Here is a 24,480-nt window from a genome sequence, read left to right as displayed (position 1 = left end):
TTACCCGCTCCTGGAGCACAGGCCGGGTGTCACTCGCTCTTACAGAACGGGCCGGGTGTCGGCGAGCAGCCGGTCTATCTCCCGGACGACGTCGGCGGGCTCCGGGTGCACCACGTCGACGATCGGCTCACCCTGCCGGTCGAGGGCACCCCACCGGCCCTCCGGGTCACCGATCACGTACGCGACCGGGTGGATGAGCACCCGCGCGTGCACCGCCGGCACGAGCAGTTGCCCCGTACGGTCGACGACTCCGAACCGGTCCTCCGCCCCGACCACCGCGAGGCCCTCCTCGGTGAACCCGTCGGCCTGGTGGCCGGCGGGCGTCAGCGCGGTGGCGAAACCCTGGTACGCGAGCGGCACCACGATCCGCCCGTGCCGGTCGAGCGCACCCCAGCCATCGCGGCGCACCGGGGCCACACCCCGCCGGAACGGCCGTACCTCGTCGAATCCGCCCGGCACGATCACCCGGTTGTGCCAGTCGACGGCGAACCAGCCACCGTCCGGCTCCCGCGACACCCACGCCAGCCCGTCCGAGAAGGGCAGCACCCGCACGTACGCGGACGCGCCGTCGATCAGCAGCGTCCCCGTCTCGTCGATCAGCTCCCACGCGTCGGCGTCCGGGCGGCGTACCCATGCGGCGCCCTCGCTGAACGGCTGGGCCTGCGCGTAGTCCGCAGGGATGACGAGATCGCCGTTGCCGTCGGCGTACCCCCGCAGCCCCGTCTCATGGTCCGAAGCCGGCTGCGGCGGACGGCTCTGCTGCAGAATCTCCTCGCGCGAGCGCGGATACGGCCCCCACCCGGTCTCCTGCACCCGGGCCATGACCGCGTCCAGCGCGGCCTCCGTCCGGGCCACGAGATCGGGATCCTCGACCCGCCGCAGCTCCAGCGCCAGCTCGAAATGATTGCAGGCCTCGAGATAGCGCCCCTGCTCGTAGCAGGACTTTCCGGCGTTGACGTGCATCTCGGCCCGCAGCAGCCCCGGCAGCTCGACGGAGTTCGCCTCCTCGTAGAGCCGGTCGGCCTCGGCGAAATCGCCCCGCCAATGCTGCACATGAGCGAGCCTGGCCTGCACGACCGCGATCCGCCGCAGCTCACCGGTGGCCTCGGCATGCCGCAACGCCTCCCGCGCGTCGGCCAGCGCGCGGCCGTACTCGCCGAGCACCCGGCTCACCACGGCCCGCAGGCTGAGCAGCCGGGCCCGCACGGCGTCCCGCTCGGCATACTCCAGCTTGTCGGTCAGCCGATCCCGCACGGCCCGCATCCGGTCCGGCTCGGCGGCGGTCTCCCGCAGGGTGACCGGATCGACTTCCCAGGGGTACGCGGAAAGCACCTGCTCCGGGTCGGCGAGGCTAGGCACGGGCTCAACCTCGGGCTCCGGCGGCGGAACAACGGAGACGGTCGGAAGCTGCATGCTGGGCGCCCGAACCGTCCGCTCGGCACGACCGGCGGCATCCTTCTCGGACACGGCGCTACCCGAATCCGATGTCTCGCCCCGCACCTGCGCCGGCGTCGTGACCTGTTCCGCGGCCGGTGTCCCGGCGTCCGTCTCGGCGTGCTCCTCGGCCGGCGCCTCGACCTCCGCCTCGGCTTGTACCTGAGCCCCCGCCTGGGCCTGTTCCTCGGCCGGCGCCCCAGTTTCCATCTCGGGCTGTACCTCGGCCCGTTTCTCAGCCGGGGCTTCGATCTGCGCCTCGATCTGCGCCTCGATCTGCTGCTCGATCTGCGCCTCGATCTGCTGCTCGATCTGCTGCTCGATCTGCGCCTCGACCTGCGCCTCGGCCGGCGCCTCGACCTGCTGCTCGGCCGGCGCCTCAGTCTGCTCGGTCTTGTTCTCGGCCCGCGGCGCCGTCAGATCGTCGTCCGCTGTGTCGGCGACGACCGGCTGGTCGGTGGTCGCCCCCACGGGCTCGTCGGCGACCTCGGTCGGCACGTCCGCGACCTCGGTCGGCACGTCCGCGACCTCGGTCGGCACGTCCGCGACCTCGGTCGGCACGTCGACAACCTCCGTCGGCTCGTTCGCATTCTCGGTCAGCTCGTCCGCAGCCTCGGCCGAGGACGAGAACCAGTCGGACTTGATCGAGGCGCCACTGGTCGGCGCGCTGCTGACCGGCGCGCCACTGACCGGAACGCCGCTGATCGGAGCCGCGCTGACGGGGCTTTCCGGGATCGCGTCGGCAGCCGCGTCCGGAGCCGGTGACACAGGGACAGGACTGACGGCGCCCAGACCGCTCAAGGAGAGCAGCCACCCGAGACCACGGCCATTCTCCTCTGCATCGGCGACGGCCGCCTCTTCCGCGATGCTCTCGGCTTCCGGAATGCCGGACGCAACAGGCTCCGCGGGGACCGCGGGCACATCGGGCGCGGCAGAGACCGGCGTGACCGGCTCAGGCGTAACGCAGGCGGCCTCAGACCTGGCGGTCTCGGGCGCGACAGGGACCGATGCGGCGGCCTGGGGCGCGGCGGTCTCGGGCGCGACAGGGACCGATGCGGCGGCCTGGGGCGCGGCGGTCTCGGGCGCGACAGGGACCGGCGCGGCGGCCTGGGGCACGGCGGCCTGGGGCGCGGGGGGCTCGGGCGCGACGGGGACCGGTGCCGCCGGCGGTGCCCACGGGTGGGGTGCCGCCGGGGTCTGCGCGGCCTGCGGCTCGGAGAGCGGAGCCGACAGTTGCTGGGTGGTCTCCGGCGGATACCAGGCCTGGCGAGGAGTCTGCGCATCCTGCCGGGCCTGCAGCGGTGCCGGGAAGCGGGGATCGGTCGGCGGCTCGGCGTTGTGCATGCCGCGTCGCGCTGTGGGCGGGCGCAGGTCCGACAAGTCCGAGCGGCGCGTGTCCGACAGATCCTGACGGCGAACGTCGGCTGGTTGGTCCGGGCGGTGCATGTCGGCCGGCTGGTCCGGGCGGCGCGTGTCCGCCATGTCGGGCCGGTGCGTGGCCGGTGGCATGGGACGGCGAGGGTCCGGCTGCGGGTAGGCGCGTGGTTCCGGCCGTGCCGGGTAGGCGGCGCCGGACTGCGGTGCGTTGTGGGGCTCTGCATAGCGCGCAGGCGGGCGGTGCGGCTCCGGCTGCGGCGAATGCGGTGGCGGGGGAGGGGCCGGATGGCCGGTCTCGGGTCGGGACGCCGGAGGTCCCGGGTCCCGGTGAGGGCCCGCATATCCGGACTCGCGATAGGGAGCCGCGGGGCGCGGATCCCCGTAGGGCTTCGCGGACCGCGGCTCCGGGCGGGGTCCGGCGAACCGTGGCTCACCGTAGGGCGCATCCGGGCCGTAAGGCGCGCCCGGGCCTTGAGGGCGTGCTCCCGGGCCCTGGGGGCCGTGGGGCGCCGCCGGGTCCTGATGGCCGTAAGGGGCCGCCGAGTCGTGGGGGGCGTAAGGGCCTTGAGAGCCGTAGGGGACTCCTGGGCCGTGGGGGCCGTAAGGCGCCCCCGGGCGTGGCGCATCCTGCTGGGGCGCCCGGTGCGTGCGCTCCGGAGCCGGCGGAGGCGCACCGGGATAAGGCCGAGGATGCTGACCGGGACCGTGCGGGCCGTTCAGGCCGTTCGGGACCTGGGGGTAACCGGCGGGTCCACCCCGGCGCGGGCCGGGCTGGCGTTCGGTGTCGGGCAGGCGTTCCGGCACCGGCATGGGCCGGTTCCAGGACGGCTGCTGCGCTGCCGGCGGCGGCTCGGGTGGCGCCGTCCATGACGGCGGGGGCTGGGGCGGCCGGCCCACCGTCGCGCGCCCCGCGGCCGGGGAGACGGGACGTCCTGCGTCCGGGGAGATCGGGCGTCCGCCGGCCGGGGAGACGGGGCTTCCGCCGGCTGGGGAGATCGGGTAATTCGCGGCCGGGGAGATCGGCGGGCCCGGGACACCCGGCCCGCCGGACCATCCGCCCGGCGACCGAGGGGGCGAGCCGGGGTGAACGGGTGCGGGCCGGCCCGGTTCGGACACGGGCGGTCCCGAGGCCTGGGCGATGGTCCGGAAGTCGGCGTCCCACGATGCCGCGGCTTCGGCGGCCGCGGCGGCGTCGTAGACCGGGTGGTGGACGGCTCGGCGGCGGCCCGGGTCGCCCGGGTAGCGCTGGCCGGGGAGGGGTTGCCACTCCCAGGTGATCTCGTACACCCAGGCCGGTTCGTCGTCCCAGGCGCCGGCGCCGACGTGTGAGCTCCAGCCGTTCATTCCGAACCCGTACGGGTCTCGGATGTCTGCCTACGCTGCGTCACGACGACGTTCCACCTTGTCGAAAATTGCTCGGTGGCGGGGCGGCGCACCGGATACAGTCGCCCGGCTCCACTGCGGGTGAGAACTGCTGGTTGTGAGAACTGCTGGTGATGAGGGACTGCGGGATCGTGAGAGGAGATTAACGGCGTGGACGGGCTCGACGCCAGGGTGCCTGCGATCTCTCCCCGCCGTCCGTTACGGGATTCTGTCACTACGTTCGGTGCGCTTTCGTGGTCGGGTTTCCGGAGGTACGCGACCTACCGGCAGGCGACCATAGCCGGATCGTTCACGAATATCGTCTTCGGGTTCCTCCGGTGTTACGTGCTGCTCGCCGTGGCCGCCGGGGCCGCCGGGGGGCGGCCGGGTGGATACGACACCACTCAGCTCACCACCTTCGTCTGGGTGGGGCAGGGTCTGCTCACCGTGGTGTCGCTGTGGGGGTGGACCGAGCTCGCCGACCGGATCCGCTCCGGCGACGTGGCCGCCGACCTGCTGCGCCCCGTACCCGTGGTGGGCGGTTATCTGGCTTCCGACCTGGGCCGGGCCGGCCATGCGATGATCTTCCGCTTCCTGCCGCCGCTCGCCGTCGGCGCGCTCTTCTTCGATCTGTACGTCCCCGGCCGGTGGTTCACCGTCCCGCTGTTCGCGTTGTCGATCGGGCTCGCCGTGGTCGCGAGCCTGGCCCTGCGATTCCTGGTCAACGCGACGGCGTACTGGCTGCACGATGCGCGCGGCCCGATCATCCTCTGGACCCTGTCGAGCGGCATCCTTGCCGGTCTGTACTTCCCGCTGCGGTTCCTGCCGGACTGGTTGGCGGTGACGATGTGGGTCGCCACCCCGTTCCCCGGCCTGCTGCAGACGCCGCTGGACGTGCTGGTCGAGCGCGACCCGGCGCCGGTCCAGGTGGGCCTGGTCGCCCTGCAGGCGGTGTGGGCGGCGGCACTGCTGGCCCTCGCCGCACTCGTCCAGCGACGCGCCGAGAAGCGACTGGTGGTCCAGGGTGGCTGAGCCGGGAATGCCGGGCCGGCGGGCCGGGGTGGCCGTGCGCGAGGTGCCGGGTGGCTGAGCCGGGAATGCCGGGCGGCGGGCCGGGGTGGACGGGATCGGGGGCGCGTCGTGGCTGAGCTGCGGGCGTACGCGGCGCTGTTCGCCGGGCAGTGGCGGTCGCTGGCCTCCTACCGGGCATCCTTCATCGTGGAGCTGGGCACCAATGTCGTCGGCGGGCTGCTCGACGTCATCGCCGTGCTGGTGTTCTTCCGGACGGCCGGGACCATCGCCGGCTTCACGGTGGCCGAGGGGCTGCTGGTCGTCAGTCTCTCGTCGTGCGGGTTCGCCGCGGCCGACTTCGTGGTCGGCAACATCGATCGGCTCAAGACCTACGTGCGCACCGGCACGCTCGACGCCGTGCTGGTGCGCCCGCTCGGCGCGTTGCCGCAGCTCGTGCTCATGGATCTGCCGATGCGCAAGGCCCTGCGCATCGTGGTCGCCGTCGCGGTGCTCACCGTCGCGCTGCGCCTCAACGACATCGAGTGGACCGCGTTCCGGCTGGCGCTGATCGTCGCCGCGCCGGTCGCCGGGGCGCTGTTCTTCGGGTCGATCTTCGTGGTCAGCGCCAGCCTCGCCTTCTGGTGGGTCGAGTCGGGCGAGGTCGGTAACGCCTTCACCTACGGGGGCCGGGACTTCTCGGCCTATCCCACGCCCGTCTACGCCGGCTGGTTCCGGGCGCTGTTCGCGTACGGGATGGGCTTCGGGTTCGTGGCCTACCAGCCGGCGCTGGCCCTGCTGGGCCGCGCCGATCCGCTCGGCCTGCCCGCCTGGGCGGGCTTCGTCTCACCATTGGTCGCCCTGGTCGCCATGGGCGCCGCCGCCGTCGTGTGGCGCGCCGGGATCAGGCATTACCGGAGTACGGGTTCATGATCGAGATGCGGGACCTGCGCAAGGAATTCACCGTACGCGTCCGCAAGGGCGTCCTGCGCCGCGAGAAGCGGACGGTGACCGCCGTGGACGGCATCGACCTGGTCATCGCGGAGGGCGAGATGGTCGGCTACATCGGCCCGAACGGCGCGGGCAAGTCGACGACGCTGAAGATGCTGACCGGGGTGCTGGCCCCATCGGCGGGCTCGGTGTCGGTGTGCGGGCTGACCCCGGTGCCGCAGCGCACCCGCCTGGCGCTGAGCATCGGCGTGGTGTTCGGGCAGCGTTCGCAGCTCTGGTGGGACTTGCCGCTGCGCGACTCGTTCGCGCTGCTGCGCCACGTCTACCGGGTGCCGGCGGACGCGCATGCCGCCCGGCTGCGCCGCTGCCGTGCGCTGCTGGAGCTGGACGAGTTCCTGGACATCCCCGTCCGCCAGTTGTCGCTGGGCCAGCGGATGCGCGGCGAGCTGACCGCCGCCCTGCTGCACGGGCCGTCGGTGCTGTTCCTGGACGAGCCGACGATCGGGTTGGACGTGGTCAGTAAGCAGGCGGTCCGCTCGTTCCTCGCCGAGCTCGGTGCCACAGGCGCGATGACGCTCGTGCTGACCACCCACGACCTCGCCGACATCGAGCGGTTGTGCCGGCGGCTGGTGGTGATCGACCACGGCCGGGTGGTGCACGACGGGACGATCGAGGCCCTGCACTCCCGGTACGGCTCGCGCCGCCGCCTGGTCGCGGACCTGGACCTGCCGTTGCCGCCGGGCTTCACCGTGCCGGGGGCGGAGTTGGTGTCGCTGGAGGCGGACGGGCACCGGGCGTCGTTCGATCTGCTGTCCTCGTCGGCCGGTGCGGTGGTGGGCGAGCTGACCGCGCTGGCGTCGGTGCGCGACCTGTCACTCGTCGAGCCCGACATCGAGGACGTCGTGGCGCGGCTCTACCGATCCTGAGCGGCGGTGCTCGCGTGCGTCCTCGGCGTCGCGGCGTCGACTCCGGGAACGTACTGGCTCTACCGATCCTGAGTGGCGGTGCTCGCGTGCGTCTCTTGAGCGGCAGCGGCGGCGCCTGGTGGCGCGCCGGGGCGTGAAGCTCGTCTAGCGGTGCTCCATCAGCAGGACCGCCCACGTGCCGGGTTCGAGGGCCTCGTAGTGGTGCGGGACGTCGCCGGGGAAGGCCACGTAGTCGCCGGCTCCGAGCTCGACGAGCTCGCCCGCCGGGCCGGCGCTGAGCCGTCCGGCCGCCACCACCACGTGTTCGACGCTGCCGGGAATGTGGGCCTCGGCCTCCCGGGGTTGGCCGGGCTCCAGCTCCAGGACGTAGAGGTCGCGGCGGGCGTGGGTGGAGCCGGCCGCAAGCAGACTGGCGGCGAAGTCGGCCTGGTCAGCCCGGAGGCGGACCTGGTCGCCGGCGCGGACGACGCGGACGGTGGGCGCCGGAGGTTCGACGAGCCGGCTGAACGGCACGCCGAGCGCGACGCCCAGCGACCAGAGCGTCTCGATGCTCGGGTTGCCGCTGCCGTTCTCGAGCTGGGACAGGGTCGACTTGGCCAGCCCCGCCCGGCGTGCGAGCTCGGCGAGCGAGATGCCGGCGCGTTCCCGTTCGCGGCGCAGGGCGGCGGCGATGGTGGCGGTGGGTGCGTCGTTCGGGGCCATCGCGATCGCGTACGGGCTGCCGGCCTGGGTGCCCTTCGCGATGTCGACCGCCGTGTTCGCCGGCGGTTCCCAGTTCCTGGCGGTCGGTCTCCTCGCGGCGGGCAATCCGGTCGCGGCCGTCTTCGCGGGCCTGCTGCTCAACGCCCGCCATCTGCCGTTCGGTCTGGCGGTTGCCACAACGATCGGCGGCCGGTGGCGGGACCGGTTCGTCGGCAGCCACCTCATGACCGACGAGGTCGTGGCCTTCACCCTGCGCGAAGAGGATCCGGCCCGGCGGCGGCGCACCTACTGGCTGATCGGCGTCACGCTGTTCACGTCGTGGAACGCCGGCACCGCCCTCGGGGTCCTGCTCGGCGGCGCCACCGGCGACCCGGCCGCGCTGGGGCTCGACGCGGCCTTCCCGGCCGGCCTCATCGCCCTGATTCTGCCGTCCCTGCGCGACCGGGCTACGCGCACCGCGGCCCTCGTCGGGGCGGCGGTGGCAGTGCTACTCACCCCGGTGCTTCCGGCGGGCCTGCCGGTGCTGTGCGCCCTCCTGGGCCTCCTCACAATCTTCAGGCCCCGCCGGCGAAGTCCGCGCAGGCCGAGTCCAAGCCGGCGGAGTGCCCAGGAGCGGAGTGCCCGGGAGCGGAGTCCCCGCGGGCGGAGTCCCCGCGGGCGGAGTCCCCGGCCGGTTCGCAAGGAGGAGGCGCCGTGCTGATCGCGTCGATCGTCGTGCTGGCCGTGGGCACGTATGTCATGCGGCTGAGTGGGGTGCTGCTCCGCGACCGGCTGGAGCTCTCCGACCGGCTCCAGCGCCTGCTCCCGATGGCCGCCGCGACCCTGCTGGCGGCCCTGGCCGGCACCGCGGCCCTGATGGAGGGGGGCGCGTTCGCGGGCGTGGCGCGCCCGGCCGGGGTGGCCGTCGGCGCCCTGCTGGCCTGGCGCCGCGCGCCCTTCGTCCTGGTGGTGCTGGCCGCCGCGCTCACGGCGGCCCTGCTGCGACAGGTCGGCATCGCCTAGCCGGCCGCGCCGGCCGCCGCGCTCACCGCGACCCGGCTGCAGCCTTCGGGAAACGGTGGCCCTGCTGCGGCCACCCCGAATGGCGGCCCCGCTGCGGCCCTCGGGAAACAGCGGCCCTGCGGCCCTCCCGGAACGGCGGCCCGCTCCGGCCTGGAGGGCTCAGACCTTGTCGCCGAGCTCGACCTGGGGCTTGGGGACGCGCATGCGGCGGAACGTGAGGCCCCGCATGATGCCGTAGAGGTAGAGCGAGCCCATCCGCTGGGTGGTGTTCGGGAAGCGCTCGGTCACCAGCTTCTTGATCCGGCGGGAGATCAGGATGCTGTCGATGATCACCGTGATGGCCAGGACGGCCCAGAGCACGTTGGAGCCGATCCGGACCGCCATCGGCATGTTGCCGGTGGAGCCGATGAACACGATGATGGCGCCGACGAAGAACCACGTGCCGGCCGTGCGGCGGGAGTCGACGATGGCGCGGACCAGGGCGCGCTCCGGGCCACGGTCGCGGGCGAGCAGATAACGCTCGTCGCCGGCCCGCATGCCGGCCGACGCCTCGGCGCGCTCGGCGCGCTGGCGTTCCCGCATCTGCTTGTACGCCTCGCGGCGGTTGGCCGGGGCCTGCACCGCGTCGTGCCGCCGCTGGACACTCTGCCGCTTGGGCGTCTGGAGTCCGAGCTCCTTCTTGGAAGGCGTGTAGCCCTTGGGCCGCGGCGTGGCGGGCTCGGGCGTCACCTCCTCGACGGCGTCGGCGACGAGATCGGTGGACTTTCGGCGAAACAGCGAGGGCACCCCAGCAGAGTAGCCAAGCGCCGCCGGAAAGCCGAAACCGCGCCGCCGATCCGGAGATCGGCGACGCGGCGTGACCGAGAGATGACGCTCAGAGGCGTTCGGTGTGCGCGCCCAGCGCGGCCAGCTTGGCCTCGAAGTCCTCGTATCCGCGGTTGATCAGGTCGACGCCGTACACCCGGGAGGTGCCCTCGGCGGCGAGCGCCGCGATGAGGTGGCTGAAGCCCGCGCGCAGGTCCGGGATGACCAGGTCGGCCGCGTGCAGCTTGCTGGGGCCCGCGACCACGGCGGAGTGGATGAAGTTGCGCCGGCCGAAGCGGCAGGGGGTGCCGCCGAGGCAGTCACGGTAGACCTGGATCGTCGCGCCCATCGAGTTGAGCGCCTCGGTGTAGCCCAGCCGCTGCTCGTAGACGGTCTCGTGCATGATCGACAGCCCGCGGGCCTGGGTCAGCGCGACCACCAGCGGCTGCTGCCAGTCGGTCATGAAGCCGGGGTGTACGTCGGTTTCGAGCGCCACCGCCTGCAGCTCGCCGCCGGGGTGCCAGAACTTGATGCCGCCCTCCACGCCGCTCACGCCGGGCCGGGGCACGCGGGCGTCGGTGACCTCGAACTGGCCGCCGATCGAGCGGAAGACGTTGAGGAAGGTCATCATGTCGGCCTGCTGGGCGCCGAGCACCTCGATCTCGCCGCGGGTGGCGAGCGCGGCGGCGGCCCAGCTAGCGGCCTCGATCCGGTCGGGGATCGGCTTGTGGTTGTAGCCGCCGAGCCTCGGCACGCCCAGGATCTCGATCACCCGGTCGGTGTGCACGGTGATGATCGCGCCCATCTTCTGCAGCACGCAGATGAGGTCGACGATCTCCGGCTCGATGGCGGCGTTGCGCAGCTCGGTGACGCCCTCGGCGCGGACGGCGGTGAGCAGCACCTGCTCGGTCGCGCCGACGCTGGGGTACGGCAGCTCGAGCTTGGTGCCGTGCAGCCCGTTCGGCGCCGTCAGGTGCATGCCCTCGGGCGTCTTGTCGACGACCGCGCCGAACTGCCGCAGGGCCTGGATGTGGAAGTCGATCGGCCGCGGGCCGATGTGGCAGCCGCCGAGGTCGGGGATGAACGCGTGCCCGAGCCGGTGCAGCAGGGGGCCGCAGAACAGGATCGGGATCCGCGAGGAGCCGGCGTGCACGTTGATCTCGTCGCTGCTGGCGCTCTCCACGTTCGTGGGGTCCATCACCAGCTCGCCGTCGTCGGCGCCGTCGGTCACCTTGACGCCGTGCAGGCCGAGCAGGCCGCGAACGACCTCGACGTCGCGGATGCGCGGGACGTCGTAGAGCCGGCTCGGGGACTCGCCCAGCAGGGCGGCAACCATGGCCTTGGAGACCAGGTTCTTGGCGCCTCGGACCCGGATCTGCCCGTGCAGCGGCGAACCGCCGTGTACGGCCAGGACGTCGTCGGTCAACGCAACCTCCAGAGTCGGACGCGGGGGGCGTCCGGAGCGGGACTAGGTGCTGCGCGTGTGATGGGTCCCGCGGCAGCCGCCCGGGCAGCATAGCGCTGCGTGACCGTTGCAGAAATCATCACACCGCCCAAGGTGGCACGAATACCGGATGATTAAGGCAACAAAAAGACAACGGCGAGCACAGGGCTCGCCGTTGGTTACAGAGAGTTAAGGACTAAGGGAGCGCCAGCATCTGATCGAGGGCGATCCGGGCGAACTTCGCGGTGTCCTCGTCGACCGTGATCTGGTTGGGCACGCGGCCCGCCACGAGCTCCTCCAGCGCCCACACGAGGTGCGGCAGATCGATGCGGTTCATCGTGGAGCAGTAGCAGACCGTCTTGTCGAGGAACATGATCTGTTTGTCCGGGTGGGCCAGGGCCAACCGGCGGACCAGGTTGAGCTCCGTGCCGACCGCCCACGCCGAACCGGCGGGCGCGGCATCCAGCGCCTTGATGATGTATTCGGTCGAGCCGACCATGTCCGCGGCGCGTACGACGTCGTGCCGGCACTCCGGGTGGACCAGGACGGTGACGCCGGGCACCCGCTCGCGGACCTCGCGGACGCTGTCGATCGTGAACCGCCCGTGCACCGAGCAGTGCCCGCGCCACAGGATCATCTTGGCGTCGCGGAGCTGCTCCGGGGTGAGCCCGCCGTGCGGCTTGTGCGGGTCGTAGAGCACGCAGTCGTCGAGCGAGAAGCCCATCTCCAGCACCGCGGTGTTGCGGCCCAGATGCTGGTCGGGCAGGAAGAACACCTTCTGACCCTGCTCGAAGGCCCAGTCCAGGGCGCGCTTGGCGTTGGAGGACGTGCAGACCACGCCGCCGTTGCGGCCGACGAAGCCCTTGATGTCGGCCGAGCTGTTCATGTAGGTGACGGGGACCACCTGGTCGACGATGCCGAGCTCGGTGAAGTGGTCCCACGCCGTCTCGACCTGGCCCAGCACGGCCATGTCGGCCATCGAGCAGCCGGCCGCCAGGTCGGGCAGGACGACCCGCTGCGCGTCGGTGGTGAGGATGTCGGCGCTCTCGGCCATGAAGTGCACGCCGCAGAAGACGATGAACTCCGCATCGGGCTTGGCGGCGGCCTCGCGGGCCAGCTTGAAGGAGTCGCCGGTGACGTCCGCGAACTGGATGACCTCGTCGCGCTGGTAGTGGTGGCCCAGCACGAACACGCGGTCGCCGAGCGCGGCCTTGGCGGCGGCGGCCCGGGCGACCAGGTCGGGGTCGCTCGGCGCGGGGAGATCCCCGGGGCAGTCGACGCCGCGCTCACTGGCCGGGTCGGTGCCCTTGCCGAGCAGCAGCAGCGCGAGAGGGGTGTTCGAGGGTTCGGTCCAGGTCGACGTCACACAACCATGTTTCCACAACTCCGCCGCCTGTCAGGATGGCCGAGGCGGTGTTGTGGACCACTAGCGGCGGCGGTTCTGCAGCCGGGCGATCAGTCGCCGCAGCCGGGCCCGGTTCTCCGGCTTGGCAAGCTGGCGCTGGCCCTCCGTGATCAGGCGCTGCCCCTGGGGGCTGCGGAGGAACTTCTGCAGGCGCTGTACGAGGGTCGGCATAGAGACAAGGTTGCCCGGCGCGCCTGTGCGAAACCTGTACTTTCTCCTCGTGCGTGTCCTCATCTGCCCCGACAAGTTCGCCGGAACGCTGAGCGCCGCCGAGGTGGCCGCCGCGGTCGCCGATGGCTGGCGCGAGACGGCGCCGGCCGACGAGGTCGTGCTCCGGCCGCTCTCCGACGGCGGTCCCGGCTTCACGGAGGTGATCGGCGGCGCCCTGGACGGCCGGCGCGTCACCGTCGCCACCGTCGACCCGCTGGGGCGCCCGGTGCACGGCGAGGTCCTGCTGGTGGGGGCCACCGCGTACGTCGAGAGCGCACAGGCCTGCGGGCTGCACCTGCTCACCCGGCAGGAGCGCGATCCCGGCGCCGCCACCTCGTACGGGCTGGGCCTGCTGCTGACCGCCGCGGTCGAGGCGGGCGCGGTCGAGGTGGTCATCGGGCTGGGCGGCTCCGCGGTCAACGACGCCGGCGCCGGGATGCTGGCCGCGCTGGGCGCCGGGCCGGTCGACGTCGGCGGGTACGCGCTGCCGTACGGCGGTGCCGTCCTCGGCGCGGCGGACCGCCTCGAGGGCCCGCCCCGCCTGCGCCAGGTCCGCCTGGTCGCCGCCACCGACGTCGACAACCCCCTGATCGGCCTGCACGGCGCCAGCAACGTGTACGGCCCCCAGAAGGGCGCGACCAGGGAGGACGTGCTGCGCCTCGACGCCGCGCTGGAGCACTTCGCCGGCGTACTCGAACGGGCCTTCGAGGTCGACGGCCTGGCGGCGATGCCGGGTACCGGCGCGGCCGGCGGGGTCGGCGCCGCCCTGCTGGCCCTCGGCGCGCGGATGGTGTCCGGTATCGACCTCGTCACCCGGATCATCGGCCTGGAGGAGCAGCTCGACCGGGCGGATCTGGTGATCACGGGGGAGGGATCCTTCGACCACCAGTCGCTGCGTGGCAAGGTGGCCGCCGGCGTCGCGAACGCCGCCCGGGACCGCGGCCTGCCCTGCGTGGTGGTCGCCGGGCGCAACGAGACGGGCTACCGCGAGGCGGCCAACGCGGGCGTCACCGAGACGTTTGCGCTGCTGGAGCACTTCGGCTCCGAGGAGAGAGCGCTGGCCGAGCCGGCCCGCGGGCTGCGGGAGATCGGGGCGCGGCTCGCCGGGCAGTGGAGCCGATGACCGCGGAGCCGGAGCCGATGACCGCGGAGCCGGTGACCGTGGGTGTCAGACATCTCGCCGTACCGAATTGGGAATAAGGCCCGGCAGAGCTAGCGTTAGCCGGTACGGCACATCACCGGACCGGCAGGGAGAACCGCACGTGACCACTGAATCGCACACCGAGTCGACCGAGGCCACCAAGGCCGCGCCGACCGGCGTCATTTTGACCGATGTCGCGGCGACCAAGGTCAAGGCCCTGATCGAGCAGGAAGGCCGTGACGACCTGCGTCTGCGCATCGCCGTGCAGCCCGGCGGCTGCTCCGGCCTGCGCTACCAGCTCTTCTTCGACGAGCGTTCCCTCGACGGTGACGTGGTCACCGACTTCGACGGTGTCGAGGTCGTCGTCGACCGGATGAGCTCGCCGTACCTCGCCGGTGCCACGATCGACTTCGCCGACCGCATCGACGCCCAGGGCTTCACCATCGACAACCCGAACGCGCAGAATTCCTGCGCCTGCGGCGACTCCTTCCACTGAGCCGTACCCGCGGGAACTTCGAGGGCCGTCCACCCCTTCCGGGGTGGGCGGCCCTTGCCCGTGACGCGAAGATGTCGGGGGTGCGAACGGCCGGTAGGCTCCGGGGGTAATCGCACCCGACCCCCGAGGGCCGACATGAAGATCGCCGTCACCGGCTCGATCGCCACCGACCACCTGATGCACTTCCCCGGCAAGTTCGCCGAGCAGCTCATCGCCGATCAGCTCCACAAGGTCTCGCTCTCGTTCCTCGTCGACGACCTCGTGGTGCGCCGCGGCGGCGTGGCGTCGAACATCGCGTACGGCATGGGCAAGCTCGGCCTGCGGCCGCTGCTGGTCGGCGCGGTCGGTGCCGACTTCGCCGACTACCGCTCGTGGCTCGAGCGCCACGGCGTCGACTGCGACTCGGTCTACGTCAGCGAGGTCGCGCACACCGCCCGCTTCGTGTGCACCACCGACGACGACCTCAACCAGATCGCCTCGTTCTACGCCGGGGCGATGTCCGAGGCCCGCAACATCGAGCTGGAGCCGGTCGCCGACCGCGTCGGCGGCCTCGACCTGGTCCTGGTCGGCGCCAACGACCCGGCCGCGATGATCCGCCACTCCCAGGAGTGCCGCTCCCGCGGCTACGCCTTCGTGGCCGACCCGTCGCAGCAGCTCGCCCGCATGGACGGCAGCGACGTGATGACGCTGATCTCGGGCGCGGAATACCTCATGACCAACGAGTACGAGCGGTCGCTGCTGGAGACCAAGGCCGGGCTGAGCGCCGACCAGGTCCTCGAGCACGTCAAGATCCGGGTCACCACGCTGGGCAAGGACGGCGTGGAGATCAGCGGGCGCGGCATCGAGACCCTGCACGTGCCGGTCGCCCGCGACGTCGTGCCCGAGGACCCGACCGGCGTCGGCGACGGCTTCCGGGCGGGCTTCTTCACCGCGATCAGCTGGGGCCTCGGCCTCGAGCGGGCCGCGCAGGTGGGCTCCCTGCTCGCCGCCCTGGTCCTGGAGACCGTCGGCCCGCAGGAGTACGACGTCCGCAGCGACGACTTCCTCAAGCGCTTCGCCGACTCGTACGGTGACGCGGCCGCCGCCGAGATCCACCCGCACCTCCCCGCGTAAAGGCATGGTCCTCGCCGTCTTCGCCGGCCTGCCGGGCGTCGGAAAGAGCACGCTCGCCCAGCAGGTCGGCGCGGTGCTGCCGGCCGCCGTGCTCGCCGTCGACACCGTCGACGAGACCCTGCAGGCCTACGACGTCACCGAGCCCCGTCCCGGCCATGCCGCGTACGGGGTCGTGGCGGCGCTCGCCGAGACCCAGCTCACCATGGGCCACAGTGTGATCATCGACGCGGTCAGCCCGGTGAAGGCGGCCCGGCAGCTCTGGACCGAGCTGGCCGAGCGCCTGGGCGTCCCGCTGCGCGTCGTCGAGGTGGTCTGCGGCGACGACGCCGAGCACCGGCGCCGGGTCGAGGCCCGCTACGCCCAGCGCACCCACGACGGCATCCCCGACTGGGTGCGGGTCGTGGAACGGCAGAGCGAGTACGAGCCGTACCTCGGTCCGCGCCTGGTGGTCGACACGTCCCTGGCCGTGGACGCGGTCGGGGCGGTCGCCGACTACCTCAGGTGACCCGCCGGACGTCGTAGGCGTCCGGCGCGGGGCTGCCCAGATATTCCTGACCCTTCATCCGGCACCACGCCGGGATGTCGTTGGCCGCGGCCGGGTCGTCGGCGAGGACGCGCACCACCGCGCCGACCGGCACGGACGGCATCCGCCTCGCCAGGTCGATGATCGGCAGCGGGCAGCGCCGGCCGCGGGAGTCCACCTCGATCACATCCCCGCCTCCTCCCGGATCCCGGCCACCACGCCCGGGAGCACGGCCAGGAAGCGGTCCACGTCCGCCTCGGTCGTGCCGCGGTGCAGCGACACGCGCACGTTGCCGTGGCTGAGCACGCCCATCGCCTCCAGCACGTGGCTGGGCCGCAGCGTCGACGCCGTGCAGGACGAGCCCGACGACACCGCGAAGCCGTGCCTGTCCAGGGCGTGCAGCAGCGCCTCGCCGTCGACGTACAGGCAGGAGAAGGTGACGAGGTGGGGCAGGCGCTCCACCGGGTCGCCCACGATCTCGACGTCGGGCACGGTCGCCGCGACGCATCCCCGGATGCGGTCGACCAGGGCGCCGAGGCGTACCCCCTCGGTCTGGGCCTCGGCGAGCACGGCCCGCAGGCTCGCCGCCGCCGCGACGACCGCGGGCAGGTCGAGCGCGCCGGGCGGGTGCGGCCTGTGAAGATCATCACCGGGGTACGGGGACAGCCAGCGCGTGCCCTTGCGGACCACGAGGACGCCCACCCCGCTCGGCCCGCCCCACTTGCGGGCGCTCGCGGTGAGCAGGGACCAGCCCGGCGGCACCGGCACGCGCCCGATCGACTGGGCGGCGTCCACGTGCAGCGGCACCCCGGCCTGCGCGCAGGACTCCGCCGCCGCGGCGACGGGTTGCAGCGTGCCGACCTCGTGGCTGGCGCTGATCAGGCTCGCCAGGGCCACGCCGGGGCGGGTCACGGCGGCGTGCCAGGCGTCCAGGTCGAGGCGCCCCGACCGCGCCACGCCGACCTCGGCGGCCGTGCCGTGTCGTGCCGCCGCGTGCAGCACCGAGGAATGCTCGATGGCCGAGTGAACCAGCGTCTGCCCAGCTCGGGCGCGTCCCGCGAGGCCACCGAGGACGGCGGCGTGCACGGCGGCGGTGCCCGAGGGGAGGAAGGTCAGTTCGTCCGGGCGTACGCCCAGACACTCGGCCGCGGTGGCCGTCGCCGCGTCCCTGAGCTGTTGCGCCCGCCGGCCCGCGGCATAGAGCCGGTCCGGGTCCGCCCAGCCGTCCTCCAGGGACGCGAGCAGCGCCTGCCGGGCCACGGGATGCATCGGGGCCGCGCTGGCCGCGTCCAGGTACGCGGGGCGACCGGCTTGTTCCGCCGTGTATTCCACTCCGGGAACGGTATCGTCCACAGGATCAGGGGTATTGCTCGCCCGGTCGAAGATCCGACCCCCGGTAGCCAGGCGGCGTCGCCAGGTCGAGTAGTGTGCGACCGTCGGTGACACCTTGCCGCCGGTGTCCGAATTCAGTCGCACCGGGCGGTGCTCTAGGGAGGCAGGAGCAGGTGGTCTCAAGGAGTTCGGTCGCACGGCCGCGCGTCGTACGGCTCGCCGGGCTCGGTGTCAGTGGTGCCGCACTGCTGGCCCTGCTGTCCGGCTGTTCCCCCATTGACATCGGTGACAAGCTCGGCGGCTTCGGCTGGCCGCGCCACGGCATCACCGAGCAGGCCCACAAGATGTACGACCTCTGGATCGCCTCGACGATCGCGGCCCTGGTCGTCGGCTTCTTCGTGTGGGGCCTGATCTTCTGGTGCGTGATCCGGTACCGCAAGCGGGGCGACACCCTGCCGGTGCAGACGCGGTTCAACATGCCGATGGAGGTGCTCTACACGGTCACGCCGGTGCTGATCGTCGCGGTGCTCTTCTACTACACGGCGATCGTGCAGACCGATGTGGACAAGCTGTCGGCCAAGCCGGACCACACCGTCGAGGTCGTCGCGTTCAAGTGGAACTGGCAGTTCAACTACCGTGACGCGCCCGGCGCCGACGCCAACACCGTGGCGTCGAACCTCGGCTCCACCGACGTCATCCCGCTGTTGGTGCTGCCGACCGGTAAGAAGATCCGGTTCGAGGAGACCAGCCGCGACGTCATCCACTCGTTCTGGGTGCCGGAGATGCTGTTCAAGCGCGACGTCTTCCCGGGCAACGTGCGCAACGTCTTCGAGGTCACCCTCGACCGTGAGGGCCGCTACGTCGGCCGGTGCGCCGAGCTCTGCGGCACGTACCACGCCTTCATGCAGTTCGAGCTCGTGGTGGTCTCGCCGGAGCGCTTCGACCAGTTCCTCGCGGCGAAGAAGAAGGGTGCGAGCACCCAGGACGCGATGGGCGCCATCGGCTTCTCCGGGAACGAGCGCTTCGCCACGACGACGGAGCCGTTCGACACCCGTCGCCAGGGTCAGTCGTGGAACCAGCCCATGGCCGCAGGGAAGTAGGGGAACCTCAGTTGAAGACCGAATACAAGATCTTCACCGGCGTCGCCGTCTTCCTCTTCGGCGCGGCCCTCGTGTACGGCCTCTACACCAACGGCGTCGGCCAGACCGAGTGGGTCGGCACCGTGGCGCTGATCCTGTCGGGCCTGCTCTGCGCGATGTGCGGCGGCTTCTTCTGGTTCGTCGCGCGGCGCATCGACCTGCGCCCGGAGGACCGCGAGGACGGCGAGATCGCCGAGGGTGCCGGCGAGATCGGCTTCTTCAGCCCGGGCAGCTACTGGCCGTTCGGCCTCGCGCTGGCCGCCTCGATCGCCGCCATGGGCCTGGTGTTCTGGATGTGGTGGCTGCTTGCCCTGGGCCTGGTCATGGTGATCTTCGCCGCGTGCGGCCTGCTCTTCGAGTACTACTCGGGCACCCGGCACCCCGCCGAGCACTGACCGCACCGCTTCGCCTCTTCGAAGGCCCGCACCCCGCTCGGGTGCGGGCCTTCGTCGTGTCAGAGGATCCAGGTCAGGAACCGCTGGAACAGCTCGGTGGCCGGGGTGGGTGGCAGGTCGCGTACCGCCTCCTCGAGGGCGTCCCACATGAAGCAAGCGAGCCGCACGAAGTCCATATCGGCCGCGAGCGCCTCGCGCGCCGGATCGCACGGCCACGGCCTGCCGCAGGCGAGGCAGTCCCACGAGGGCTTGTGCGGGGCATGCGCCGTCGCCGTCACCGTGGCCGGCTGCGCCACTGCTGGCCTCGGGTCATCAGCGGGCGCTGATTCCCCCGCGCCGCCGCATAGTAAGCGGTCGGCATGTTCCACGTCGGATCGGCGCGCCCCAGGGACTGCGCGACCGGCGGATGGTCGACCGTGACCGCGTCGGGGCAGGGAAACCAGCCACAACCGCAGGCGCACCGTTTCTTCCAGGGCTTGAACCACATCCGTACGGGACGGTGCCGTCGCACGCTCGTCTCCTTCCGTGGAGGTGGCGTAATTTTGCGCGCGCATTTTATGCGCGTCAATCACACAGATGCATGTTGGCATCGCCAGAAGTGCCGACGTGGGACTGGCCGGGCGCGCCGGATGGTGCACAATGTGGCGAGTGGACAGTCCGACGTTCCTGAGGTTCCAGCTCGGCGCCCAACTCCGCCGGCTGCGCGACGAGGCCAAGGTGACGACCGAGCGCGCCGCGGACGTCATCGAGGTCTCACCCAGCACGCTGCGCCGGATCGAATCGGGCCGCGTCGGCGTCAAGGGCCCGGCCCTGAACGCCCTGCTCGACGAGTACGGCGTGGACGACCCTGAGCTGCGCGAGACGCTGCTGACGATGGCCCGCGAGGGTAAGCAGCGAGGCTGGTGGGCCAAGTACAGCGACCTGCCCCCGGTCTACCGCCAGTACATCGGCCTCGAATCCGCCGCCGTCGAGATGCAGAACTTCGAGACGATCGTCGTTCCCGGCCTGCTCCAGACCGAGGCCTACGCCATTGCCATCACCAGTAGTGAGGCATCCCAGCCGACCGGCGAGGCCATCGAACAGCGGGTCAAGGCCCGCCTGGAGCGGCAGAAGCTCATCAGCGAGGGCAGATTGCGGCTGGTAGCGGTCATGGACGAGGCGGTGCTCCACCGGCAGATCGGTGGACCGCAGGTCATGCACGAGCAGCTCACCGCCATGATTTCCGCGGCCAAGCTGAGGAACGTGACCCTTCAGGTGATCCCGTTCCGGGAGGGCGCCTACGCGTCGATGCTGTCGAGCTTCGCCATCCTCAGCTTCCCGGCAAACCCGGGGGTGGTCTATATCGAGGGTCTGACCGGAGACCTCTACGCTGAGGGTGAGGACGTGCGGCGCTGCGAGGTGGTTTTCAACGACCTTCGCTCATCCGCATTGTCGCCCCACGCGTCAGTTGAGATGATCCAACAGATCCGCGACGCGGAGCACCAGCCTTAGGAGTCGACATGCTCAACCAGAACTGGCGCACCAGCAGCCGCAGTGGCGGCAACGGCCAGTGCGTCGAGGTCCGCCGCGTGGAGGACGCAATCCAGGTGCGTGACAGCAAGGACCGGTCCGGTCCGGTCTTCTCGTTCTCGCTCGGCGCGTGGGAGGCCATTGTCGCGGGCGTGAAGGCCGGGGAGTTCGACCTCTGATCCACTTCATCCGGGCCTTGGGCCGGGAGTGATGCTTCAGGCCCGCACCGGACGGTGTGGGCCTGAAGTGTTCGTCGAGGGCGGGTCAGGCGGCGCGGCGTTGCAGCGGGGCGATCCGGTCGACGCCGGGCCGTAGCCACACGCGGACCTCGAGCGGTGCCAGGATCTCGGCGGTGTCGCAGCGGGTGCAGACCAGCTCCGGGCAGTCGTCCTCGTGCCCGTCCACGCAGGGTGGCACCTCGAACGTCATCTCCGCGTCGCAGATGATGCAGCGCAGCTCTCGTTCGTGCACGGGTGGCTCCTCTTCATCGGAAGGTGGGATTACCCGAATGTCATTCGAACGTTGTCACGTGTCGGCCCGGCAGCGGTGGACGCGCCCCGGCGTGTTGTGACAAAAGCGGGCCTTTTCACATAGTGGTCCTTTTTGCTCCGCGAGCGTGCATTGCCGGGGCCGCCCGGGAACCCTCGGCGGACCCGCGGAAGGCCTCAGGGCGTGCTCGGTGGCTCCGCGGAGGCGTCCCAAGGCGGGCTCGGCGGCCTTCGCGGGAGGCGTCCCAAGGCGGGCTCGGCGGCCTTCGCGGGAGGCGTCCCAGGGCGCGGCTCGGCGGCCTTCGCGGCAGGCGTCTCAGGCGGGCTCGGCGGCCTTCGCGGCCTTGGCGGCCTGCACCCAGCGGTGCAGCAGGGCGGTGGCGGCGCCGGAGTCGACCGCCTGGGCCGCGCGGGCGATTCCCTCGCGCATCGTGTCCGCGAAGGTTCCGGGGAAGCCCGCCTGGGCGGCGAACGCCGCGGCCGCGTTGACCAGCACCGCGTCGCGGACGGGCCCCTGCTCGCCGGCGAAGGTCCGCATTGCCGCGTCCGCGTTGAAGGCCGCGTCGCCGCCGCGCAGGTCGCCGGGGTTGCTGCGCGGGACGCCGAGGTCGACCGCGTCCACCACGGACTCCGTGACCGTGCCGTCCTTGACCAGCCAGACCCGGGTCGGTGCCGCCGTGGTGAACTCGTCCAGGCCGTCCTCGCCGCGCATCACCAGCGCCGAGTCGCCGCGGCGGGCGAAGACCTCGGCCATCACGGGGGCCATCCGCTGGTCGAAGCAGCCCACCGCCGCGTTGCGCGGGCGGGCCGGGTTGGTGAGCGGACCCAGGACGTTGAAGAAGGTGGGGTGGCCCAGCTCGCGGCGGGTGACCGCGGCGTGCCGCATGCCCTGGTGGTAACGGGCCGCGAAGCAGAAGCCGATGCCCGCCTCGGCCACCGTGCGTCGCACGCCCTGCGGCCCGAGGTCGAGCGGGATGCCGAAGTGTTCGAGCAGATCGGCGGTGCCGCAGGCCGACGAGGCGGCCCGGTTGCCGTGCTTGACGACCGTGACACCCGCCGCGGCGACGATGATCGCGGCCATGGTCGAGATGTTCACCGTGTGGGCGCGGTCGCCGCCGGTGCCCACCACGTCGACCGCGCCGGCGCGGACATCCTCGGGCAGCTCCACGGTCGTGGCGTTGGCCAGCATCGCCTCGACGAGCCCGGACAGCTCCACCGGCGTCTCGCCCTTGGCGCGCAGCGCCACCGCGAAACCGGCCACCTGCACCGGTGACGCGTTGCCTGCCATGATTTCGCCCATGGCCCAGGCGGTGTCCTGCGCCGGCAACTCCTCGCCCCGCAGGAGGGCGCTCAGCAGGTGGGGCCAGGTGGGTGCGCCCATGAGGGGCCTCCGAGGGGCGAGGTGCGGGCGGGGGAGTGACCGGCGGTGACCCCGGCGCGCGGCCGGTGCGTCAGCCTGGGTGCGGCCGGTCGGTCAGCCCGCGTGCGGGTGCGCCGGGTCCGGCCACGGCGGGTGGTCAGCCCAGGGTGCCGAGCGTGCCGAGCGGCACCGCACCGTTGCGGCGGGCCCGTAGCATGCCGGCGATCGTCTGGCCCGTGGTGACCGGGTCGAGCGGATAAACCAGGGTCTGGTCGACCTGAGCGTAGGCCGCCAGCCAGCGGTCCGCCGCGCGGGCGATGACGACGCAGGTGGGCGGGGGAGTGGCGTACTCGTCCTTGGTCTGGCGGGCGATGCCGAGGCCGCCGGCCGGGCTCGCCTCGCCGTCGAGGACCATGAGGTCGATCTCGTAGTCGTCGAGCAGCCGCCGGCATTCCTCCCAGGTGGAGGCGTCGACGAACTCGACCGCCAGGTCGGCCGCGGGGCGCAGGCCGATCGCCAGCCGGATCCGGTCGCGGACCTTGATGTCGTCGCTGTACAGCAGGACCGTGTACGTGTCCGGCTTGGGCTTGCTGTCGTCGCTCATGATGTGCCCCGGTTCCCCACGCTCGTAGGTGCCCGCTGATCGTACCGAACCGGTCAGTCGGCGTCGGGCTGTGGGCGTACGCCGGGAGTCTCGTTTGTGATCTTGGTCGCGGCCTGCGACGCGGCCGCCCGGTCCTCGGCCTCGGCGCGGTCCAGGGCGCGGTCGATGCGCTTGGCCTCGCGTTCGGACTGCCTGATCCACTGCAGCACCAGGATGCCGAGCATGGTGACGCTGACGATCTCGCCGCCGGCCCACAGGATGCCGCCGGCCGTGACCTGGTCGGCGAAGGGGTCCATCCAGCTCAGGTGCAGGTTCGGATACCAGTCGCCGCCGAGCAGGGTCTTGCTCTGCATGATCGTCAGGCCGAGGACGGTGTGGAACGGCACCGACAGCACCATGAGCAGGGCGCGGGCGGGGTACGGCCACCGGTTGGGCAGCGGATCCAGCCCGAGCAGCGGCCAGAAGAACAGGCAGCCGGTCACGATGAAGTGCACGTGGATGAACTCGTGCAGCCAGGCGTGCTCGAGCGTGGCCCGGTACAGGCCGGTGAAGTAGAGGACGAACGGGTTCGCGATGAAGATCCCGAAGGCGACCAGCGGGAAGGTCACGACCCGCACCACGCGGCTGTGCAGGACGGCCAGCAGCATCTTGCGCCTGCGTACCGGCAGGGTCCGCAGCGCCAGCGTGACCGGCGCGCCGAGGGCCAGGAAGATCGGGCCCACCATCGACAGGACCATGTGTTGCACCATGTGCACGCTGAGGAGCGTTGTGTCGTACGCCTCGATTCCGGTGACCGTCACCGCCGCGATGCTGCCGAGTCCTCCGACGAGGAACGCGGCCGTGCGTCCCGGCGGCCAGTGGTCGCCCCGCTGCCGCATGCGGTGCGCGCCGTACAGGTAGACGGCGGCGGCCAGAAGCAGAAAGAGCGCGATCAGGCTGGTCAGAGAGATCTCGGAGAAGATCTGGGCGACGCTGAACGGCGGGGGAACAGTATTCCCTGCCGCGACCGCGACCGGGGGCGTTTCGGCGAGCTGCACCATTCGAGGCTAGGCCTTGCCCCCTGGTCCACCCGCCACGGGGCTGCGACACATGCCGGATTGGGCCCCCCGCGACATGTTGGAGTGATCGCGGGGCAATAATGAGCCCGTGACAGCGGCAGCCATCGACAAGAGCCGGATCCATTCGCTGACCCGACCCAACATGGTCAGCGTCGGGACCATCGTGTGGCTCTCCAGCGAACTCATGTTCTTCGCGGCCTTGTTCGCGATGTACTTCGCCATCCGCGCGGCGGACTACAGCCAGTGGGAGAAGCACACCCAGGTCCTGAACATCCCGTACGCGACGACGTTCACGGTGATCCTGGTGCTCTCCTCGGTCACCTGCCAGCTCGGCGTCTTCGCGGCGGAGAAGGGTGACGTGCACTCGCTGCGACGCTGGTTCACCATCACCTTCGTCATGGGCCTGATCTTCGTGCTCGGCCAGGCGAACGAGTACGTCGAGCTGGTGGAGCACGGCGTCAAGATCAACGCCGACGGCTACGGGTCGATGTTCTACCTGACGACCGGCTTCCACGGCCTGCACGTCACGGGTGGTCTCATCGCCTTCATCGTCTACATGATCCGCACCACCATGGGCCGGTTCACGCCGGCGCAGGCCACGTCCGCGATCGTCGTGTCCTACTACTGGCACTTCGTCGACATCGTGTGGATCGCGTTGTTCGCCATGATCTATTGGCTTCAGTAGTCGCCGCCGTCC

General features: G+C 71.6%; 27 protein-coding genes. 14 read left to right on the top strand and 13 right to left on the bottom strand.

Going from position 1 to position 24,480, the window contains the following annotated elements; genetic code table 11:
- Window positions 1-39: 39 nt before the first annotated feature.
- Window positions 40-2,916 carry a WG repeat-containing protein gene (locus tag EDD30_RS10305; RefSeq protein WP_148088127.1) on the bottom strand — a complete coding sequence of 959 codons (2,877 nt, stop codon included), beginning with the start codon at window positions 2,914-2,916 and terminating at the stop codon, window positions 40-42.
- Between the two features lie 1,602 nt (window positions 2,917-4,518).
- Between EDD30_RS10305 and EDD30_RS10300 the strand changes: the two genes are divergently transcribed.
- The 3 genes from EDD30_RS10300 to EDD30_RS10290 all read left to right on the top strand — a co-directional run bounded on the left by EDD30_RS10300 (window position 4,519) and on the right by EDD30_RS10290 (window position 7,058).
- The gene (locus EDD30_RS10300) at window positions 4,519-5,205 is read left to right on the top strand and encodes an ABC transporter permease (RefSeq protein ID WP_244945188.1); all 687 of its coding nucleotides are present in this window, start codon (window positions 4,519-4,521) and stop codon (window positions 5,203-5,205) included.
- A gap of 108 nt (window positions 5,206-5,313) precedes the next feature.
- Complete coding sequence (locus EDD30_RS10295; RefSeq protein WP_071808157.1) at window positions 5,314-6,114, top strand: ABC transporter permease; 801 nt, start codon at window positions 5,314-5,316, stop codon at window positions 6,112-6,114.
- Complete coding sequence (locus EDD30_RS10290; RefSeq protein ID WP_071808158.1) at window positions 6,111-7,058, top strand: ABC transporter ATP-binding protein; 948 nt, start codon at window positions 6,111-6,113, stop codon at window positions 7,056-7,058. Before EDD30_RS10295 ends, EDD30_RS10290 begins: the two co-directional genes overlap by 4 nt.
- A 144-nt stretch (window positions 7,059-7,202) precedes the next feature.
- On the opposite strand, the gene EDD30_RS10285 is transcribed toward EDD30_RS10290, so the two are convergent.
- Window positions 7,203-7,760 (bottom strand): helix-turn-helix domain-containing protein, encoded by a 558-nt coding sequence (locus tag EDD30_RS10285; RefSeq protein ID WP_071808159.1) that lies wholly within the window; start codon window positions 7,758-7,760, stop codon window positions 7,203-7,205.
- Between EDD30_RS10285 and EDD30_RS10280 the strand changes: the two genes are divergently transcribed.
- Both EDD30_RS10280 and EDD30_RS10275 read left to right on the top strand, forming a co-directional pair.
- Window positions 7,729-8,460, top strand: a complete 732-nt coding sequence (locus EDD30_RS10280) for an AzlC family ABC transporter permease (protein ID WP_244945187.1) — start codon at window positions 7,729-7,731, stop codon at window positions 8,458-8,460. The two genes, EDD30_RS10285 and EDD30_RS10280, sit on opposite strands and share 32 nt — an antisense overlap.
- Window positions 8,454-8,762, top strand: a complete 309-nt coding sequence (locus EDD30_RS10275; RefSeq protein ID WP_071808160.1) for an AzlD domain-containing protein — start codon at window positions 8,454-8,456, stop codon at window positions 8,760-8,762. Before EDD30_RS10280 ends, EDD30_RS10275 begins: the two co-directional genes overlap by 7 nt.
- A gap of 159 nt (window positions 8,763-8,921) precedes the next feature.
- Here EDD30_RS10275 and EDD30_RS10270 read toward each other — a convergent pair whose 3' ends face one another.
- The 4 genes from EDD30_RS10270 to EDD30_RS38960 form a co-directional block, all read right to left on the bottom strand.
- Complete coding sequence (locus EDD30_RS10270; RefSeq protein ID WP_071808161.1) at window positions 8,922-9,548, bottom strand: DUF3043 domain-containing protein; 627 nt, start codon at window positions 9,546-9,548, stop codon at window positions 8,922-8,924.
- Window positions 9,549-9,636: 88 nt separating this feature from the next.
- Entirely contained in the window at window positions 9,637-10,992 is a 1,356-nt protein-coding gene (gene murA / locus EDD30_RS10265; RefSeq protein ID WP_071808162.1) for a UDP-N-acetylglucosamine 1-carboxyvinyltransferase, read from the bottom strand.
- Window positions 10,993-11,206: 214 nt separating this feature from the next.
- On the bottom strand, window positions 11,207-12,376 hold the full coding sequence (nadA, locus tag EDD30_RS10260; protein WP_071808163.1) for a quinolinate synthase NadA: 1,170 nt from the start codon (window positions 12,374-12,376) through the stop codon (window positions 11,207-11,209).
- A 60-nt stretch (window positions 12,377-12,436) separates the two neighbouring features.
- Window positions 12,437-12,586 carry a hypothetical protein gene (locus EDD30_RS38960; protein ID WP_170047548.1) on the bottom strand — a complete coding sequence of 50 codons (150 nt, stop codon included), beginning with the start codon at window positions 12,584-12,586 and terminating at the stop codon, window positions 12,437-12,439.
- 49 nt (window positions 12,587-12,635) lie between these two features.
- Between EDD30_RS38960 and EDD30_RS10255 the strand changes: the two genes are divergently transcribed.
- The 4 genes from EDD30_RS10255 (at window position 12,636) to EDD30_RS10240 (ending at window position 15,880) form a co-directional block, all read left to right on the top strand.
- On the top strand, window positions 12,636-13,748 hold the full coding sequence (locus EDD30_RS10255) for a glycerate kinase family protein (RefSeq protein WP_123678785.1): 1,113 nt from the start codon (window positions 12,636-12,638) through the stop codon (window positions 13,746-13,748).
- Window positions 13,749-13,887: 139 nt separating this feature from the next.
- Window positions 13,888-14,262 carry an iron-sulfur cluster insertion protein ErpA gene (gene erpA, locus EDD30_RS10250; RefSeq protein WP_071809363.1) on the top strand — a complete coding sequence of 125 codons (375 nt, stop codon included), beginning with the start codon at window positions 13,888-13,890 and terminating at the stop codon, window positions 14,260-14,262.
- A gap of 135 nt (window positions 14,263-14,397) precedes the next feature.
- A complete protein-coding gene (locus EDD30_RS10245) occupies window positions 14,398-15,375 on the top strand; it encodes a carbohydrate kinase family protein (RefSeq protein WP_071809362.1) in 978 nt (325 codons plus the stop codon).
- Between the two features lie 4 nt (window positions 15,376-15,379).
- Entirely contained in the window at window positions 15,380-15,880 is a 501-nt protein-coding gene (locus tag EDD30_RS10240) for a P-loop nucleotide/nucleoside kinase family protein (RefSeq protein ID WP_084557624.1), read from the top strand.
- On the opposite strand, the gene EDD30_RS40485 is transcribed toward EDD30_RS10240, so the two are convergent.
- Window positions 15,873-16,085, bottom strand: coding sequence for a sulfurtransferase TusA family protein (locus EDD30_RS40485; protein ID WP_071809360.1), 213 nt, complete (start codon window positions 16,083-16,085; stop codon window positions 15,873-15,875). The two genes, EDD30_RS10240 and EDD30_RS40485, sit on opposite strands and share 8 nt — an antisense overlap.
- Entirely contained in the window at window positions 16,082-17,230 is a 1,149-nt protein-coding gene (locus EDD30_RS40480; protein ID WP_071809359.1) for a cysteine desulfurase family protein, read from the bottom strand. Before EDD30_RS40480 ends, EDD30_RS40485 begins: the two co-directional genes overlap by 4 nt.
- A gap of 173 nt (window positions 17,231-17,403) precedes the next feature.
- Here EDD30_RS40480 and ctaC point away from each other — a divergent pair, with 173 nt between their 5' ends.
- A complete protein-coding gene (gene ctaC, locus EDD30_RS10225; protein WP_123678205.1) occupies window positions 17,404-18,330 on the top strand; it encodes an aa3-type cytochrome oxidase subunit II in 927 nt (308 codons plus the stop codon).
- An 11-nt stretch (window positions 18,331-18,341) separates the two neighbouring features.
- Window positions 18,342-18,764 carry a cytochrome c oxidase subunit 4 gene (locus EDD30_RS10220; protein ID WP_071809357.1) on the top strand — a complete coding sequence of 141 codons (423 nt, stop codon included), beginning with the start codon at window positions 18,342-18,344 and terminating at the stop codon, window positions 18,762-18,764.
- A 59-nt stretch (window positions 18,765-18,823) separates the two neighbouring features.
- Here the strand turns inward: EDD30_RS10220 and EDD30_RS10215 are convergent, their stop codons facing one another.
- Complete coding sequence (locus tag EDD30_RS10215; protein ID WP_244945186.1) at window positions 18,824-19,060, bottom strand: hypothetical protein; 237 nt, start codon at window positions 19,058-19,060, stop codon at window positions 18,824-18,826.
- A gap of 352 nt (window positions 19,061-19,412) precedes the next feature.
- Between EDD30_RS10215 and EDD30_RS10210 the strand changes: the two genes are divergently transcribed.
- Window positions 19,413-20,255, top strand: coding sequence for a helix-turn-helix domain-containing protein (locus tag EDD30_RS10210; protein WP_170047683.1), 843 nt, complete (start codon window positions 19,413-19,415; stop codon window positions 20,253-20,255).
- An 8-nt stretch (window positions 20,256-20,263) separates the two neighbouring features.
- Window positions 20,264-20,452, top strand: a complete 189-nt coding sequence (locus EDD30_RS10205; protein WP_071809355.1) for a DUF397 domain-containing protein — start codon at window positions 20,264-20,266, stop codon at window positions 20,450-20,452.
- Window positions 20,453-20,537: 85 nt separating this feature from the next.
- Here EDD30_RS10205 and EDD30_RS10200 read toward each other — a convergent pair whose 3' ends face one another.
- From EDD30_RS10200 to EDD30_RS10185, 4 genes are all read right to left on the bottom strand, one after another.
- Window positions 20,538-20,744, bottom strand: a complete 207-nt coding sequence (locus EDD30_RS10200; RefSeq protein ID WP_071809354.1) for a hypothetical protein — start codon at window positions 20,742-20,744, stop codon at window positions 20,538-20,540.
- Window positions 20,745-21,077: 333 nt separating this feature from the next.
- Window positions 21,078-22,142, bottom strand: coding sequence for an anthranilate phosphoribosyltransferase (trpD, locus tag EDD30_RS10195; protein WP_071809353.1), 1,065 nt, complete (start codon window positions 22,140-22,142; stop codon window positions 21,078-21,080).
- 136 nt (window positions 22,143-22,278) lie between these two features.
- Window positions 22,279-22,725, bottom strand: a complete 447-nt coding sequence (locus EDD30_RS10190; RefSeq protein WP_071809352.1) for a hypothetical protein — start codon at window positions 22,723-22,725, stop codon at window positions 22,279-22,281.
- Window positions 22,726-22,778: 53 nt separating this feature from the next.
- On the bottom strand, window positions 22,779-23,765 hold the full coding sequence (locus EDD30_RS10185; RefSeq protein ID WP_071809351.1) for a cytochrome c oxidase assembly protein: 987 nt from the start codon (window positions 23,763-23,765) through the stop codon (window positions 22,779-22,781).
- 106 nt (window positions 23,766-23,871) lie between these two features.
- Between EDD30_RS10185 and ctaE the strand changes: the two genes are divergently transcribed.
- Window positions 23,872-24,468, top strand: a complete 597-nt coding sequence (gene ctaE / locus EDD30_RS10180; protein WP_071809350.1) for an aa3-type cytochrome oxidase subunit III — start codon at window positions 23,872-23,874, stop codon at window positions 24,466-24,468.
- The last annotated feature ends 12 nt before the right edge of the window (window positions 24,469-24,480 follow it).

This window comes from Couchioplanes caeruleus, assembly GCF_003751945.1.
Taxonomy (GTDB): Bacteria; Actinomycetota; Actinomycetes; order Mycobacteriales; family Micromonosporaceae; genus Actinoplanes; species Actinoplanes caeruleus.
Note: the sequence above shows the minus strand (reverse complement) of the source record. Positions and strands in the feature narration are given on the sequence as shown.